Here is a 17,775-nt window from a genome sequence, read left to right as displayed (position 1 = left end):
TTAAGGATTTAGATCTCAGTCAACCACCTTCATTCCCACAACGTTATATCCTGAATCGACGTGCAAAATTTCTCCAGTAGTGCCACTACTTAAATCGCTTAATAAGTATAGCGCTGCCTTGCCAACATCCTCTATTGTAACATTGCGTCTGAGCGGAGAATTATTTCTATTCCATTCTGATATGAAGTGAAAATCGCTTATTCCAGAAGATGCTAAAGTTCTGATTGGACCAGCGGAAATTGCATTTACTCTGATATTTTGTGGCCCGAGATCACATGCTATATATTTTACACTTGCTTCAAGTGCTGCTTTACATAAACCCATAACGTTATAATTTGGCATAACTTTTTCAGCGCCATAATAAGATAAAGTAAGCAAACTACCACCACCTGACATCATTTTTTCAGCTCTTTGTGCTAAAGCAGTGAAAGAATAGCACGATATATGCATTGCATTGAGGAAGTTATCCAGTGAAGTATTGACATATTTACCATCTAACTCATTTTTATCGGAGAATGCTATTGCATGCACCAAAAAGTCAAGAGTACCCCATTTTTTCTCTATTATTTCGAAAGCGTTATCTATGATTTTTTCATTTGAAACGTCGCAGTGTAATATTAGCTCCACATTTAGTTCATCTGCTATTGGTGATAGTTTTTCTTTTATTATTTCATTCTGGTAGGTGATTGCAAGTTCTGCTCCGTGCTCTGAGAGAGTTTTTGCTATACCGTATGCTATTGATCTCTTATTTATTATTCCGGTTATTAATCCCTTTTTGCCTTGTAATAGACTTGTCGTCATAGAACTATCTGTTTTTTTATAATTTGGAATATTAACTAGGTAAAGTCAAGATATCACTATGTTTTAAAATATTTTTTGCAGTAACTTGAAGTCTATAAACAGTAATCTTGATTCTTCTACAACAAAGCCATCCCGTATGACATTTTGTCTATACCTAATTAAGCATATCAATAAGTAAGTAAATCTTAATATAATCTTATTATACTTATAAATACGCTGTATAGAATGAAAGTATGGATGATTTCATAACTGCAAGAAGAAAAGATGATGCTGTGGTATCTGTTTGTCAGGATAATAAGAAAAAAAACGTGTTAATTTTAGGGCTCAATCAAGCCGCAAGGAATTTGTTAAAATACGAGGAAGGGAATTTACTTAATAAGCCGTTAATCAATATTTTAAGTGCAAGAGCAGCTGACGACATGAAGAATTATTTAGAGTATACCGAAAATGGGCACGATTTACTTGATATATTACCTAAAGTGATAGATTTTTCCTTAACTGATGCTAAAGGAGAAGATATCAGGACAAAAGTAAAAGTTTTCCGCACTGCACAATTTGCCAGTAATAAAATAAATTATGAGCTGTTAATACGTGATATCAGTTTGTCCCATAAATTAGGAATCTTTAGAGATGAATATCTAATGGGTAAGAAATATAAAAACCATGACTTATTCGATATACCGGGCAATGAGTCCACTATTCTAGAGTTATACGTTATATTGAATTTCGCCTTTCAACATCAAATTAATGCAGCTATAGGAATAATTGGCTTAAATAGTAGCTGTAGCGAGACAAATGATGCACTGAAAGTTATCATAGAACATTTTTATAAAAATTGCCGTAGTGATGATTTTCTAGGGTATATTGATGAGAATAAAGTGCTTTTTGTTTTGATTAACTGCGATGTAAAAAGTACATCTATAGCCTTTCTTATAATAGTCCGAATGCGATAAGATATGTGTTTATGGCTATAGCAGGCCAGTAGCATATTACGGTCTGTTCGGATTATTGTAAAAAGAGCTATAAAATAATTAATCGTATACATTCTGCCATTAATAAGCAGTTATTAATGCAAAAATTACCAAGTGTATCAATAATTTATGGGAATATAGCTCAAAAACAGGCAGCAAAATCTACCAGCGGTGCCTTCTGAAAAGTTGTTTTTTATTTATATTGAGTTTAAACTTAAATTTTTATAAAGATTTAAGTTTATTTATGAAGTTAAAGTACTACCTGGTAGCACTGCTTTCATCATTGTTTTTGCAGAATAGTGCTAGCTCTAAAACAATTTTGGATAAGGAAATATTTTATGCAGAACTAGACGGAAAAATAGATTTGAGATTCGGCTACGCCTTCAACAGAGATTCTTTCAATGCTAAGCCTAAGGATAAAACTTCAAGTTATTCATACTTGCGCTTTCTTTATTTACAGCAAGTTTATCCAAATACTCAAATGGGGGTTAATGTTAAGGCAGGGGTTTCTGGTATTGCAAACCTAAAAGCGTTAGACATAGAAAAGTTAGACATGGAGGAATGGTATTTTATCATAAAAAACCAGGAACTTGGATCAATTGAATATGGTAAAAGAAGTTTAGTTGGTCAGAGCATGTTAATTAACACTTCAAAAATTTATGCAGCTGCTGGAGGAGTAAATGGTCATTGGACAAACTATGCAAATTTGCGCGGTGATCATAAAAAGGATGGTGACCCTGGATATGATCAAGACAAGGTGTTCTGGGTCAAGCCCAATATTTATAGCGATTATAATGAACTCGAACTAGGGTTAAAACAATCATCAATTAACTACATCTCCCCTGAAATCTATAACTTTCAACTCGGATTCAGTTATGTTCCAGGAAAAAATAACTTACAGTACAGCAATTTAATTGCTGCTGGCCTTTCCTATAAAAACAGCTTGTCAGATGATATAGGTTTTACTACTGCCTTAACTGGTGAATTTGCAAGAGAAAATTTAACTGATTGCTCAGATGGGACTTCTAAAAATTATGAATGCCGCAATCAATTACTACACTGGAATTTTGGTTTGAAGCTAAAATTGTTCGATCTTGATTGCATTTTTTCGTATGGTAATGGTGGTAAATCTGGTGAGAAGCGTAATCCTGAAACAAATAATACGTATTATATGAATGCAGGTATCGCTTACCGTTCTGATTCTTACAAATCGAGCTTAACATATTTTAGTAGTGGTAGGGATATTGCAGGCGAAGGTACAAACGAGTTAACATCATATGCTTTAAGTCTTGAAAATTCTCTTTTTTTAGGTACTTCATACTATTTCGATATTGTAAAGTTTAGTACAAAAGAGCCTAAAATAGAAAATAACAACTCTGGTTATGTGTTCTTGGCTGGACTGAAATTAAATTTTTAATATTGCCTCCTTCCAACACTCTTTTCTGTCATCCAAGGTAACCGTTCACAGATTTCCACTTAATTTTTCAATCTCACTCATGGAGAGGCCAGTAAACTGACCTTACCCAGAAAAAGTGGAGAGAAAGAAAAGAGTTTTTTTGGGTAAAATAAAATTTTGGAGGATTAGAAATGGTAAGAGAATATACAGCAGAATTCAAATTGGAAGCTGTTAAACTGGCAAATGAACAAAGAAAGGTAGGTCAACCAGTTGCAAAAGTAGCAAGAGATCTAGGAATAAGGGATAGTGTATTAGGAAAATGGATGAAGAAATATAACGAAAAAAAGTCAGCGGCAAATGCATTTCCAGATGTAGCACCTTATGACAAAGAGAGGTTTGATTTACAAAGCAAGAGTAACAAGGGAAAGAGACATTTAAAAAAAAGCCCTGGCCAGTCAAAAAGAGTAAAATATTTTTTTATATAGTATAGCATTTCTCATAATAGTCCGAACAGGTCATAGGAAGGCAGAATCAACAGCACGACGAAAGGATTCGAATAGAGGAATGTTTTTCCTGGCTCTGTTTTTTATAGCAAACCAATGATGCTCAATTTTGTTGAAATCTGGAGAATAAGGCGGCAGATACAAAATTTCTGCACCAACCCCTTTAGCAAGCTCGATAATCTTATCAGACTTATGAAAAGTAGCATTGTCAAGAATGACAGTCTGTCCAGGTTCCAAGATCGGTGTCAAAAATTGCTCAAACCATCCATTAAAAACATCCATATTACAGTGGCCTTCAAAGGTTAACGGAACAACTATCTTTCTTCCACTTAAGGCTGCAACCATACTGATTCGTTGAGTTTTCTTTCCAGATTTTAAGGCATAAAACCGCTGTCCTTTCTGGCAATATCCGTAGGGGTAGTCTTCGGTGTTATCAATGCCAGACTCATCTATATACACTAAGTTTTTAGGTTCTTTTGTCGCTATAATTTTCAAAAATTCAGCACGTTTTTCTTCGTTTCTTTCCTTGTATCCATATGTCTTTTTTTGCGCGTAAATCCAATTTTTTTAAGGGCTCGATAGATCGTTTGGATACTAACGTTGTTCCAAAGTTTAGCCATTTCCGATAGAGTCTTTCCTCCGTGTTCTCTGGCAAATTTGGCAAAGGTATCCCAGTCGGTAATTTTGTGATTGTAACCCCCATTTCCAAGTTTTTTTGATTGAAAGTCTCCTGTTTCTTTTCTTCTTTGCTGCCACTCCCATAAAGTAGTTCTTCCAATCTTAAATCTTGCTGCCACTGTTTCTCTGCTTTCTCCTTCGTCTAGCGCTTCCATTGCTTTTTTTCTTAAATCATAACTATATGCTGCTGGCATTCAACCTCCTTATCATCATCTACCCTTATCCTATCACATCCGGACTTTTATGGAAAGAGCTATAACTGCTATAAAGTACAGGAATTATGTAGGATTTTCTGCTAGTGGCTACTATAAGTGGACCACAAGAAAAATAAGCAGTAGAGAATCAGCAAATAAAGAGCTACTCGAAGCTATTCAAAAAATATATCAAGTTTCTAAATGTAGATATGGAGCTCCTAAAATTCATGCTGAATTGAAGGCTTTGGGTAAAAGTTGCAATTTGAAAACGGTGCAAAGTATTATGCAGAAAAATGACATCAGGGCTATACTGAGAAGAAAGTTTAAAATTAAAAAACAACAAACAGATAATAGAGCTGTAGCTCCCAATATATTAGATCAAAACTTTATTGTTGATCAACCAAATAAAGTATGGGATTACTTACATCAAAACCAAGGAGGGATGGCTATATTTGGCAGCAATAATTCTCACGTATGGTAGTTAATGAGTAGTGCAATAAATAAACAATTGGTTATGAACTCTTTATTAATGGCCATTAATAGGCGTAAACCTGTTAAAAATCTACTGCTGCACAGTGACCAAGGTTCACAATATACTGCGCAAGGGTATCAATATCTCTTAGCTGTAAAGAATATAGATGAGTAATAAAGGCTGTTGTTACGACAATTCTGTTGCAGAAAGCTTCTTTAGCTCATTGAAAAGAGAAATACTTATTGATACTTCACAACACTCTGCTCAACAAACTAGAACTGCAATATTTGAATACATAGAAATTTTTTATAACAAACAACGTCACTATTAACTATTGCATTCCAGAACAATTTGATGCATCATTCTTTTTGTAAAAAACATTCCAAACTTTCTCTCCACTTTTTCTGGGTAAGGTCACTGACTCAATACCCAGTCAATATCCTTTCCACCAGTTCTTTTACTGCCGGTACGTAGCCATTCTCATAAAATGGATCTTGCTTAAATTTGTACACATTGTGCCCGGAAAACATGAGTTCGTTCTCAATATCACCATCGTGTATAACGTTTTGCAGTGTTTTTTGTATGCAAAAACTACGCGGATCTGGCTTTCGTCCTGTTGAATGGTCACCATGATCTTTCCAATTGCTAAACAAACAATGGCTCAAACATCCCATACAATTGATTTGATCTTCTCTTATTTGTTTAAATTTATCTGGCGTCACAAAAATAACAGTTGAATCTGGGGTTTTCATTGCTTCTGTGTACCCTGCTTTAGTCCATGTATTTGCCAGTTCTTTGTCTTTTGCAGTAAGGTAGATCTTCCTACCTCTGCTACCCATTGCAAATTCACTATTGGATTCTTCGCTGGCATTTTCTGAAAAATTTACTTGATGTAATTTTCGTTCCTGTAACTCACGTATAAAATTATTCCTCACCGCAGATGAATAAAACCCTGTTGGACTGAATTTATTTAAAAATACATCACCTTCTTCTAAAGTGAGTAGCTTCTTTTTCCACTCTGCAGAAATTGGGCTTTCTTTCGTCAAAAGTGGACGAGTGCCAAACTGAAAAGCTATTGGTCCAATTTGCAGATTGTCAAACCAATGTTCCCAATCTTTCAAATGCCACACTCCTCCTGCCATAACAATTGGTGTTTCTGAAAGACCGATCTCGTTCATGAAAGATCTAAGCTCTGCAACTCTTTCAAATGGAGCCTGTGGTAGCTCTGGGTCTTCACTGTTACTCAGTCCATTGTGCCCTCCAGCAAGCCATGGATCTTCATACACTACTCCACCAAGCAAATAGGAAGATATTTTTTGGTAAGTACGTTTCCATAATGCTTTAAAAGCACGCACTGATGAGATAATAGGGTAATAATAAACCTGATATTTAGCTGCAATTTCCCCAAGCCTATAAGGCATACCAGCACCGCAGGTAATACCATGAACTAAGCCTTTTGCTCTTTCCAATATGCCATGAAGCACGCGTTCTGCTGCTCCCATCTCCCAAAGTACATTCATGTGTATTCTTCCATGACCTTTTGATATTTCATTTGCTATTCTTGCCTGACTAATTCCAGCTTCAATACTATACTCAATCAATTCACTATGCTTTTCATTTCTTGTTTTGCCTTTATAAATTAGTGGCACTAACTCGCCATTATCATCAATAAGCTTAGCATTTGCACCAGAAAATGTACCCACAGCATCTGCTGCAGCAAATGCTCCGCTTGATCTTCCATCACTAACTGCAATGCCTTTGCCGCCCTCGATGATTGGCCACACTTCCTTTCCTGAAATTACTATCTTTTTTATCTTATTTTTCAAAACTTCCTCGCAATCTTTCACTCTATTTTACTTAATTACTAAAAAAATGATAGCTGTTTATTTTTTCTTGTATCATTAAAGCTTCTATAGCTACTCACGCTGTTGTAGTTTGAGAGCAGTTCCCATCGGAAGGGTGTCATTCCAGTGCTTGACACTGGAATCCAGTTTTTGATCAAAAATGTTGCTATAGTGCACAATCAATTTTCCTGGATCCCAGTGTCTGGGCACTGGGATGACACCATAGGGGGCTACTTGGATGACAGGGGAGGGAGGCTGCTGGGATCCTGACAACCGTCATCCCGCTGCTTGTTAGCGGGATCTAGAGATACCGCGGCGGTATGACGTAGAGCTACGTGTTTAGGTTTAATGAATCCACTATATCTTTTACTTGAGAAAAAACATACTCTTTGCTTACACTGGTATCGATAATAAAGTCACTCATCTTCCTTTTCTCCTCAATAGATAACTGAACATCGGAGATTAGATTAAGCTTTTCTTTATCTATGTTGCGTTCGTTAAGTCTTTGAGCTTGCACAACGCTATCTGCATGAACAAAAACAATAAGGTCGCAATATAAATAAAATTTTGTTTCTAATAGAAGTGGCACATCTAAAACTAAAAGTTTTCTATCGATCTTTTTTTCCTTGGCAATAAAAAATTCTAATTCACGCAGCACAGCAGAGTGAACCAAAGATTGAAATTGTTTCCAATTTTCATCGTAGGCTAAGAAATATTTAGACAGTACTGTTCTATCTATTTCACCATTTACTACCACTCCAGGAAAATTTTTCTCTGCATAACTTATTATGCTTTTATCCACTTTATAAAGTTGGTGTACAACAGAATCAGCATCAAATACAGCAGCACCAAACTCTTGAAAGCAATTAGTTACAAAGCTCTTTCCTACCCCAATTCCGCCTGTTAGACCTATAATCATATAACAAAAACACATTAGACTTCTTTCGAAACTATAGCTAAGGTTTCTCTATATATATTAACTAGATTTTCTAGATCCCAGTGTCAAGCACATAACTATACGAACATTGCAATTTGTAGGTGGTGTCATTCCAGTCTGGAATCCAGCTTTTATGTTGTATAGTGCACAATCAATTTTCCTGGATCGAAGTAGTCAAGGCACTGGGATGACACCCTACTTAACCGTCATACCGCCGCGGTATCTCTTAGCCACTAACACGTAGCGGGATGACGATTGTCGATAAATCTAAGTTACTTTAGCAACAGTTATTCTCCACTAAATTACTCTGAATTTTGGTTATATTATTTGCGGATTTCACTGCTGAAATCTCAAATTTTGAGCTTGTGTTCAAAAATGATTCAACTGACCTGCCAAAAAAATCATATCTCCATCCCTTGAATAATTTATCTGTCTGTCCAGATATTGACCCGGTTAACTCATCTTTTGAAGAAACTAATTTCCTTGATATGTTACTTTCTTTACATTTACTATCTAAAATAATTGAGAGTATATCAAGTACAGATTTGTCATAATTACTCGATAAGGTGTTGTTTTGCTGCATCCAATTTCTCTCATTTTCATTAAAAATATTCACAAACTCTAGTAAATCCGCATCTTTTATATTTTTTGCATTCCTCTTGAGATCATCTAAAATCTCATCAACATGCTCTATATTTTTTTCAATAAAACCAGCTATTACAGCATTATTGATTATTTTATTACGGTTCATATTATAGCGCTGTGCTAAGGTTTCTTGCCACTCACTAACTGCTTTAACAGTTAGTATCAATCTTGGATTTACTTCATAATTAAATTTAATCCTCTTCCATGCATCTTTTGGGCTATGTAAATACTTATTTATATCAACTATTGATTCCATCTCCTCTTGAAACCAACCCATCCTATTATTTTCTTCAAGTTTATTGCACAATATTTGGTATAGGTCATATAGGTGTACCACGTCGTTTACTGCATAATCTAACTGATCTTCGGACAACGGACGCCTTAACCAATCTGAATTTTTAGCTTTAATTTTATCCAGTGCTATTCCTTGATATTGCTCCACTACTTTTGAGTAACCAATAAAGTCATGATAATAATGACAAAACATAGCAGCAACTTGGGTATCAAAAATGGGAGTGGGAATACATTTAAACACAGTGAGTAAGGATTCTATATCCTGCCGGCAGCTATGAAACACTTTGGTTATCCCCTGATTTAGCATTATTTTCTTAATGAATGATAAATCAATTTCTGGCACTAATGCGTCTACAATAAAACTCTTCTCTCCGTAAGAAATTTGAATTAACGATAATTTTGGGTAGTAGATTAAATTATTTCTAATGAACTCCGTGTCAACTGCTATAAATTTTGGCTTTTTTGCTATCAACCCCTCACATATGTCCTCCAGCTCCGACGTTGTATTAATTAACATACGTTTTTTATTCAGTGGTTCTACTTTACCACTTATATTAAATTTTTGCAATTAATGACTTCTTGCAGAACTTTCTATCACTCATTGGCATCACACAAATAGCCTTTTCCATCCCAATCCCAGTGCTTCCTTCTCCTGTCATCCCAGTGCCCTGACTACTTGGATCTAGCAAGCTTTGCTTGCAAATAAGTCTAATACGCGTCGCGTTTTATGCCAAAACACAATTGGAGTTACATGCAAAATAGATCCCAGACTGGGATGACAAAAAAAGGAGCACTGGGATGACAGCAGTCCTACGTCATACCGCCGCGGTATCTCTAGATCCCGCTGCGGGATGACGATTGTCGTTTAGCTATAAATATTAAGAAATTTACCGAATAAAAAAAAAGGCAAAAGAAGCCCTGGGGTTATTATCCGCTTTAAAATATTGGCGTTTTTTATGTTTTAAACGCTTGACAAGCAAGATTAAGCTGCTTTTAATTGCAACTAACTTACGCTGCAAATGTTTAAGAAATTTACTAAGCAGAAAAAAAGACAAAGAATCCCCGAGTTAGCTAGTCTTTTACTATCTCTGTCGAGTATTGGCATTTTTTGATGTCTTGTAACGCTTTATAAGCGCGTTCAGCTTATTTAGATAAAAATCTAGATGTAGATGAAGTTTTGTAAAGACATACAGTATCTATATACTGCAAAAAATTGAACATAAGACGCCGATACATTAAGTAATCCTTACCTTTTAATCTGCAGATTGGCGAAAGCAAATACAATAGCTTCACTATCATGATAAGGGCGCTGGCGAAGGGTGTCAAGTAAGTTTTTCGTTTCTATAGCTACTACCACGATTGTATAGGTAATTCTTCACTTATAATAATGATTCAAGCCTTCAGCTCCTCAAACACTTCACTTGCTCTATTTAAAACAGAATCAGGAAAACCAGCAAGTTTTGCTACATGTATTCCATATGACTCATCTGCAATGCCTTCAATTACTTCATGTAGAAAGATAACCTCTCCGTTCCACTCTCTTATTTTTACACAAAAACATTTCACGTTCTTCAAGTATTTGCTTACTTTAGTTAATTCATGATAATGAGTTGCAAAAATGGCGCGGCACTTATTTACATTGTGAATATGTTCAATCACCGCCTGTGCAATAGATAATCCATCATACACCCCTGTGCCCCTACCAATTTCATCAAGTATCACCAAGGAACGGTCCGTTGCCTGATTTACTATCGTTGCTGTTTCGATCATCTCTACCATGAAGGTAGAATAACCAGCTGTTATATTATCCGTTGCGCCAACCCTGCTGAATATCTTGTCAATCACTCCAATATGTGCACTCTCTGCTGGCACAAATGACCCCATGTGAGCTAAAATTGCAATGAGAGCGTTTTGCCTCAAGAAAGTGCTTTTTCCAGCCATATTAGGACCAGTAATTAGATGTATACCAGCTAAATTGATGCTATTTGCAATGAATTTATCGTTAACTTCAACCACTGGATGTCTTCCGCTACAGATATTGAACTTTTTGCTGTCATCAATAATGGGTTTTACGTAATTATTTTGCACTGCAAGCTCTGCAAATGCGGTTCTAATATCAAGTTTTGCCAAAGCATTTGCAGCAAGAGCAATTTTTTCAGACTCTTTAGCAACTTCACTACACAGTTCACTAAAAATTTTCATTTCTAAGCCGATTGCAGCATCACGTGCCGTAAGAATTTTATTTTCTAGTTCTTTCAATTCATTAGTAGTGTAGCGCATGCTATTTGCTAAGCTTTGCCTATGAATAAATATATCCGAAGTTATTTTGTGATTTGCCGACACTTCAACGTAATAACCAAGTATGTTGTTGTGTAATATTTTGAGTGCGGCAATGCCAGTTAGGTCGCGATAAGATTCACGGAGTTTGGTTATTAGTTTATTACTATTATTTAATATGTAGGATAACTCAGATAATTCTGAGTTGTATTTTGAGTGAATAAATCCTCCTTCTTTCACGGAACTGAGGTTATTATCGAGTATAGCACTATTTAACAGTTCAAATAGGTCTTTATGATTGCCAAGGCTCTTATGTATTGTGCTGAGTTCACTCTCGTCACTACTTATCACCTGAGTAGTAGACACTGGTTCCTTTTCTCCGGTCAAGCACTGGAATGACATCTGAGAGTTAATTTCTGATTTTTCACTTAAACAATAATTATGCAAGGTAGACAGAAACTCAGACAACTCTAAAGTTTTTCCTAGGCCTATTTTTAATAGGTTCATATCCTTTGGTGAACCACGCCCTAGTATTAAGCGCGATAAAGACCTTTCAATATCTGGAATGTTAGATAATATCTCTCGTATTTTTTTGCGTGAATCATGATTATTTACAAAAAATTGAGCGGTGCTGAGCCTCAAATTGATTGCCTTGGAGCAAGCAAGTGGTGAAGCGAGCATTTGTTTGAGCAGGCGTCCACCAGAAGCTGTAACTGTGTGATCAATAACTGAAATTAGTGAACCTTTCTTTTCACCAAATTGAGTTGAGAATAACTCAAGATTTCTCCTTGCTGAAGCATCAATAAGCATGAAATTTTGTTGCTTATAGGTTTTCGGGAATTCAAGCCTTGGAATGGAGCCCCTTTGTGTTACTCTGACATATTCAAGCAGTGCACCGCACGCCATGATTTCTACTTTGCTGAAATTTCCTATACTCCCAAGTTCCCTGATTTTATAAAACTCGCATAACGTTCTGTGAGATTTACTATACTCAAAAAAACTCTGTACGTGTTGTGTAATTGATATTTTATAATTTTTTAAAATCGATCTAATTTTTTCGTCCTCAATGAATTTTTCAGAAATTAATAATTCTCTTGGTGATATACGCAATAAATCACTATCTAGAGCTTTCAAACTCGTTAAAGTGTGAAAAAATTTTCCCGTCGATAATTCAAGCCAACTAATAGCATATTCGTCATTTTGTTCAACTATGGATGCGAGATAATTATTGCTTTTATCCTCCAGTAGTGAATCTTCTATAATTGTACCTGGAGTTACAACTTGCACTACATCACGTTTTACTATGGATTTATAGCCCCTCTTTTTTGCTTCATCAGCAGTTTCTAATTGGTCACAGATTGCTACTTTGAATCCTAAATCTATTAGCTTGTGCAGGTAAGACTCACTACTGTGTGCTGGCACTCCACACATTGGTATTTCTTGCCCACACGAATTACCTCTCTTAGTGAGCACTATATTCAGCAATTTCGCAGCTTTAATAGCATCATCGAAAAACAACTCATAAAAATCTCCTAGCCTATAAAATAGCAGATGATCCTTGTATTGAGCTTTCAGGTTCAAATACTGCTCCATCACAGGGGTGTTTTTTTCTTTTACGAAGCTCATAATATTTTTTAATATATTGTATTGATAAACGTTATTATAGATTATATTGCACATGTGGATAACATAAATTTTAAATAGGTGTATAGAGGGAAAAATTTAAAACAATTAAATTTCTTGGATCCAAGTAGTCAGGACACTTGGATGACATAAAGAGTAGGAGTATTTGATGACAAAAAAACAAAAAACGCAGTTGTCATTCCAGCGCGTGACGCTGGAATCCAGAATATCCTAATTACAAGGTTTATTATTTAGTTTGAAAAATACTATAGCTTTTTCTATGTAAGTTGTTGCCCTTCTTTATCATTTTTACCATTTGCAGCACCAACAGATATTTCAGAGCTAACAGAGCTAACAGTGCTAATAGTTTTTTCTATCGCTTTAGCCTGTTCATAGTCTTGACTCAAAAAATATAGCACTTCTCGCAATAGTCCGAATAGGATAAGATATGTGCTTATGGCTATGGTAGAGCAGTAGCATATTATGATCTGTTCGGATTATTGTAAAAAGAGCTATACATGGCCAGCCCAACAGCTATACTAGCAACAAGAACAGATGCTATCATTACACCTAGTATCATACCACCAGAAAGACTTACTGCAACATACACACCAGCTCCAAGTACAACACCAAGAAAACCACCAATCATTATGCCAGGCACTAAACTGCCTATCATAGCGCTTTCTTTTTTCGTATGAGCTTGTTTTTTCATACTTTTAATAAGCACTTCTTTTGTTTTTCCTTGAGCTAAATCTGAAGGAATTTTATTATCCGCGTTTTGTATCAAAGGATTTGCACTATATGTAACAAGAAGGGTGGTTATTTCTTCAATTTTATTACCTATAACTGCATGATGTAGTAATGTATTTCCCTCTTCATCTTTAAAGTTTATATGAGTACGAAATTCTTCATCTAGATTTCTTATTGGGTTGTTTTTTGCATATATCCCAGATTGTATTGCTCTATCTAAGCATTGTATCACTTGTTCTAGTGATTGCTCGCCAGGATTTTGTATAAAATGAAGCAGAATTTCGTGTACTATCGCTTCCTTTGTAGTTTTTGGGCATCGTAAAGCGTAATTAAATGTCTGTGTAGTAATAACTTCTTCTTTTCTTTTTTTAAGAACAACCCTTAAATCTTCAATCGCCTTTTCACCATCTTTTATTCCAAGAATTATTGAATCCAAATTATTTATCATGCTATCCTCCTTGGTTTGATTGCATTACTCATTAATAAATAATATAATAAATCCTGCTAAAAGTCAAGCAATTAATTAATAAGTTAATATAATCCTCCAAAAGGAGCTCCTTACTTTTTGTTCAGCATGTCCATTGGATCAGACTCTTTAAGCTTGCTGTTTGCTGAATTTATTCATCACAATAGCTACAATGTGCTATCGAAGTTCTCTGTAATCTTAGTTGGTTCTTCTAGAATATTCAAAATATCAGTTGCACAATAAACCCGATCTCTCTTTCCTTGAGAAGTTTGTGAAACGATGCCTAAATCTTCAAGCTTTACGATTGCTCTTTGGGCTGTTGTAAATACGACACCTAAGTTTTCAACCACTTTCCTTATAGTAAAGTAAGGGTTTAAAGACTATTAACTAAATCATTGTCCCATTCAAATTTTGGTGGCAAGGGGCTTGGTATAAATGCCTGATAACCAGCGAATACTTTGCCTGATGGTGATCCTTTAATATACATTCATTCAACCGAGCACACTATTTTTATAGTATATATTATTTTCAAATAAAGTCAAAAATGAAAATAAGGCTTTATCTTATTTGCGTGCATGAAAATAAGAAACTCTCTTATTATTGATTTTGCTCAAAAACGAAAATAGAAGAAGCTGCTGAACTTTATATATCCTGTTTTTCTGGAGAACTGCTATAAAACTTCTGAGTGAAGTCACTTAATTTTTACACATCTATTGTAGAGTAAGAAGAACCGAATTTGAAACAAAAATGCTAACTGATGCTTGGACTTTACTGACACTTACACTACTTGAAACTATACTTAGTGTAGACAATTTAATCTTTATTTCTCTAGCAATAGATAAGGTACCAAATGCGCTGAGAGAAAGAGTGCGCCTTATGGGCCTTGGATTAGCACTATTAATGCGTTTTGTAATACTATTTTTTACATCATCTATATTATCAATGCAAAAACCTATATTTCACACTGCATCAGCAAGGGATTTACTTATGATCGCAGGGGGATTATTCCTTATTGTTAAGAGCTCTATGGAGTTACGGGATGACATCTTTGTATGTAAGAAAAATAAAAAGAAAGCAAACGTTAAATCAAAATTTTTTTTAGTTGTGCTACAAATTATATTAATAGATTTAGTTTTTTCGGTTGATTCGATATTAACTGCTATAGCACTAACTTATAACATGGTAATAATTGCTACAGCATTTACATTTTCCATGCTAGCAATGCTGTTTTTATCAAGTTATACCGCCCAGTTAATCAAATCTAACCCAGGGTTAAAAATAATCGCCATTTTATTTATTTTACTTGTCGGTGTGTACCTCATACTTCATGGATTTCATATAGAATTACCAAAAGGATATTTGTATTCTTCATTTATGTTTGCACTGCTTGTGGAAATTATAAGCAAAATAAAGAAAATTAACCGTCATACCGCGATTCATTCGCGTTATCTCAGCCGCTAACAAGCAGCGGGATGACGAGGTTGTCGTCATGTTGCCGCGAACTGTCATACCGCGATTCATTCGCGGTATCTCTAGATCCAGCTAACAAGCAGCGGGATCTTTTTGATTTACTCCCACTCAATAGTTGCGGGTGGTTTAGAAGTGATATCATAAACAACTCTATTTACTCCGGGAACATTATTAACAATTATACTGCCGACATTGCGTAAAAAATCCCAAAATACTAGCAAGTGTTGATCCTTATCTTCAAATGGAAATGCATCGGCTGTCATACCATCAGATGATGTTACAGCCCTTAAAGCACAAACATATCCATACGTACGACCATCTCCCATAACGCCTACAGTTTTTATTGGTAATAATACAGCAAAAGCTTGCCATATCTTATCATATAGATCGTAATTTTTCATCGTATTAATATATATTTCATCTACTTCTTGCAATATTCGCACCTTTTCTTCATCGACTTCACTTATAATCCTCACTGCAAGTCCAGGTCCAGGAAATGGATGTTGAAATATTATCTCATCTGAAAGCCCAATTTCTTTTCCAAGTAGCCTTACCTCATCTTTAAAGAGGTAGCGTAAAGGCTCCACTAGCTTCAGGTTCATCTTTTCTGGCAACCCACCAACATTATGGTGAGACTTAATTGTACTAGTGTTGTTTGAGGCATGCCCTGACTCAACTACATCAGAGTAGATGGTACCTTGCATCAAAAAATCCACATCACCTATTTTTTTTGCTTCTTCTTCAAACACTTCAATAAAAGTGTTACCGATAATTTTTCGCTTTTCTTCTGGATCAGTTATTCCCTTCAACCTACTCAAAAATAAATTTGATTTATCAACGTAATTTATCGGAATCTCTTTCAACATAGCGATGGTTTGGTTCTTGCGTAACAACCCAGTATCGATAAAAATACAGTTCGATTGTTTTCCTATAGCTTTATGTGTGAGAGCCGCTGCAACGCTTGAATCAACCCCACCACTTACTGCAGCGATTACTTTTTTCTCTCCTACTACATTTTTGATTTTTTCCTTTTGCTCCTCAATAAACGACTTCATTGTCCAGTCTCTTTTGCAATTTGCAATATCCAAGAAGTTAGAGAGCAATTTACTGCCATTTGTTGTGGGCTTAACCTCAGGATGGAACTGAGTACAGTAAATCTTCCGCTGTTCGTTGACAATCATTGCAATTGTTTGATTTATCACACCTGATGCGATAACAGTAAATCCCTGTGGTATAGTATCAACACTGTCCGCATGGTTCATTAATACATCCACTTCAGAATTAACATCCCAGGTATCCTTTACAATGGGGGATTCTTTTAGTATCTTGATTTTAGTTCTACCAAACTCCTGTTTGAAACTCTCTTTTACTTTTGCTCCAAAATAATGACAAATGAGTTGCTGTCCATAGCATATTCCAAGTATAGGAACGCTTGTTGCCTCATTAAGTTTTATAATTTCATGTACTACTCTACTTGTTTCAGAACAATCATCATTTACAGATTGTGGTCCTCCAGAGAGAATAAACCCATTGAATTTTGATATTGTTTCAAAACTGATGTTGCTTGGAAATATCTCACAATAAACACCCATTCCTCTTACTTGTCTTGCGATAAGCTGTGTAAACTGTGAACCAAAATCAATAATGGCAATTGCTGACAATTTGCTCCTCCATATTATTTAAAATGATATCTGATAATAAAGAAAATAATGGAGTAAGTAAACCAAGACCTGTTTAAAAGCTTTAACGCGTGGTACAAGTTAGCTATATAGCTAATTTTCCTACACCATACCGCTGCGGCGCTAACTAGTAGCGGAATGACAGCAATCTACGTCATACCGCCGCAGTATCTCAGCCGCTAACAAGTAGCGGGATTATCTTCATGCTGCCACGAACCGTCATACCACCGCGAACCGTCATACCGCGATTCATTCGCGGTATCTCAGCCGCTAACAAGAGATCCCGCTAACAAGCAGCGGGATGACGAGGTATAAACTTTATCGTCATGCCACCGCGAACCGTCATACCGCGATTCATTCGCGGTATCTCAGCCGCTAACAAGAGATCCCGCTAACAAGCAGCGGGATGACGAGGTATAAACTTTATCGTCATGCCACCGCGAACCGTCATACCGCGATTCATTCGCGGTATCTCGGCAATAGATCCTGCTAACAAGTAGCGGGATGACGATTGTCGTTTAGCCATAAATGTTTAAGAAATTTACCAAGTGAAAAAAAAGGCAAAAGAAGCCCCATGGTGGTTGGCTATTTACTATGTACTAAAATATCGGCGTTTTTTTTATTCTAAAACGCTTGATTAAGAGCGCTTTAGCTGCTTTTAACTTGCAACTAACCTACACCGCAAGTGTTTAAGAAATTTACTAAGCAGGAAAAAAGGCAAAGAAACCCCGTAGTAGCTAGCATTCAAATTCTCCCTTGTCAATTTGACGTTTTT

Annotated in this window: 14 protein-coding genes and 1 pseudogene; 5 read left to right on the top strand and 10 right to left on the bottom strand. The window is 35.8% G+C overall.

Features of this window, described 5'->3' with window-relative positions; all coding sequences use genetic code 11:
- Positions 1 to 15: 15 nt before the first annotated feature.
- A complete protein-coding gene (locus ACQH2Q_RS03455) occupies positions 16 to 801 on the bottom strand; it encodes an enoyl-ACP reductase FabI (protein WP_182309896.1) in 786 nt (261 codons plus the stop codon).
- Between the two features lie 233 nt (positions 802 to 1,034).
- Here ACQH2Q_RS03455 and ACQH2Q_RS03450 point away from each other — a divergent pair, with 233 nt between their 5' ends.
- From ACQH2Q_RS03450 to ACQH2Q_RS03440, 3 genes are all read left to right on the top strand, one after another.
- Positions 1,035 to 1,754, top strand: coding sequence for a hypothetical protein (locus ACQH2Q_RS03450; protein WP_264339304.1), 720 nt, complete (start codon positions 1,035 to 1,037; stop codon positions 1,752 to 1,754).
- Positions 1,755 to 2,016: 262 nt separating this feature from the next.
- Positions 2,017 to 3,189 (top strand): porin, encoded by a 1,173-nt coding sequence (locus ACQH2Q_RS03445; protein WP_425383617.1) that lies wholly within the window; start codon positions 2,017 to 2,019, stop codon positions 3,187 to 3,189.
- Between the two features lie 170 nt (positions 3,190 to 3,359).
- Complete coding sequence (locus tag ACQH2Q_RS03440; RefSeq protein ID WP_007548709.1) at positions 3,360 to 3,653, top strand: transposase; 294 nt, start codon at positions 3,360 to 3,362, stop codon at positions 3,651 to 3,653.
- 30 nt (positions 3,654 to 3,683) lie between these two features.
- On the opposite strand, the gene ACQH2Q_RS03435 is transcribed toward ACQH2Q_RS03440, so the two are convergent.
- Positions 3,684 to 4,543 (bottom strand): IS630 family transposase gene (locus tag ACQH2Q_RS03435; RefSeq protein ID WP_264705388.1). Its coding sequence is split into 2 segments (ribosomal slippage): positions 3,684 to 4,219 and positions 4,219 to 4,543, totalling 861 coding nucleotides; the frame shifts between segments, so codons are not numbered across the junction.
- Between the two features lie 63 nt (positions 4,544 to 4,606).
- On the opposite strand from ACQH2Q_RS03435, the pseudogene ACQH2Q_RS03430 reads away from it, so the two are divergent.
- Positions 4,607 to 5,389, top strand: a pseudogene (locus ACQH2Q_RS03430) (IS3 family transposase); the annotation flags it as partial.
- 48 nt (positions 5,390 to 5,437) lie between these two features.
- Here ACQH2Q_RS03430 and ACQH2Q_RS03425 read toward each other — a convergent pair.
- From ACQH2Q_RS03425 to ACQH2Q_RS03395, 7 genes are all read right to left on the bottom strand, one after another.
- Positions 5,438 to 6,841 carry an NAD(P)H-dependent flavin oxidoreductase gene (locus ACQH2Q_RS03425; protein WP_338481432.1) on the bottom strand — a complete coding sequence of 468 codons (1,404 nt, stop codon included), beginning with the start codon at positions 6,839 to 6,841 and terminating at the stop codon, positions 5,438 to 5,440.
- Positions 6,842 to 7,190: 349 nt separating this feature from the next.
- Positions 7,191 to 7,778, bottom strand: coding sequence for a dephospho-CoA kinase (gene coaE / locus ACQH2Q_RS03420; protein WP_264329792.1), 588 nt, complete (start codon positions 7,776 to 7,778; stop codon positions 7,191 to 7,193).
- 295 nt (positions 7,779 to 8,073) lie between these two features.
- A complete protein-coding gene (locus ACQH2Q_RS03415; RefSeq protein ID WP_264339586.1) occupies positions 8,074 to 9,252 on the bottom strand; it encodes a ribonuclease D in 1,179 nt (392 codons plus the stop codon).
- An 875-nt stretch (positions 9,253 to 10,127) separates the two neighbouring features.
- Complete coding sequence (gene mutS, locus ACQH2Q_RS03410) at positions 10,128 to 12,638, bottom strand: DNA mismatch repair protein MutS (protein ID WP_425383616.1); 2,511 nt, start codon at positions 12,636 to 12,638, stop codon at positions 10,128 to 10,130.
- A gap of 275 nt (positions 12,639 to 12,913) precedes the next feature.
- Positions 12,914 to 13,042 carry a hypothetical protein gene (locus ACQH2Q_RS03405; protein WP_425383363.1) on the bottom strand — a complete coding sequence of 43 codons (129 nt, stop codon included), beginning with the start codon at positions 13,040 to 13,042 and terminating at the stop codon, positions 12,914 to 12,916.
- Between the two features lie 74 nt (positions 13,043 to 13,116).
- On the bottom strand, positions 13,117 to 13,833 hold the full coding sequence (locus ACQH2Q_RS03400) for an ankyrin repeat domain-containing protein (RefSeq protein ID WP_425383362.1): 717 nt from the start codon (positions 13,831 to 13,833) through the stop codon (positions 13,117 to 13,119).
- 185 nt (positions 13,834 to 14,018) lie between these two features.
- Entirely contained in the window at positions 14,019 to 14,201 is a 183-nt protein-coding gene (locus tag ACQH2Q_RS03395) for a hypothetical protein (RefSeq protein WP_006279522.1), read from the bottom strand.
- A gap of 397 nt (positions 14,202 to 14,598) precedes the next feature.
- Between ACQH2Q_RS03395 and ACQH2Q_RS03390 the strand changes: the two genes are divergently transcribed.
- On the top strand, positions 14,599 to 15,312 hold the full coding sequence (locus ACQH2Q_RS03390; protein ID WP_264339310.1) for a TerC family protein: 714 nt from the start codon (positions 14,599 to 14,601) through the stop codon (positions 15,310 to 15,312).
- 107 nt (positions 15,313 to 15,419) lie between these two features.
- On the opposite strand, the gene guaA is transcribed toward ACQH2Q_RS03390, so the two are convergent.
- Positions 15,420 to 16,982, bottom strand: coding sequence for a glutamine-hydrolyzing GMP synthase (guaA, locus tag ACQH2Q_RS03385; protein WP_425383361.1), 1,563 nt, complete (start codon positions 16,980 to 16,982; stop codon positions 15,420 to 15,422).
- Between the last annotated feature and the right edge of the window lie 793 nt (positions 16,983 to 17,775).

The sequence above is a fragment of the Wolbachia endosymbiont (group A) of Melieria omissa genome (assembly GCF_964031125.1).
GTDB lineage: Bacteria > Pseudomonadota > Alphaproteobacteria > Rickettsiales > Anaplasmataceae > Wolbachia > Wolbachia pipientis.
The sequence above is the reverse complement of the archived record's forward strand: the minus strand, read 5'-3'. Positions and strand labels throughout refer to the sequence as shown.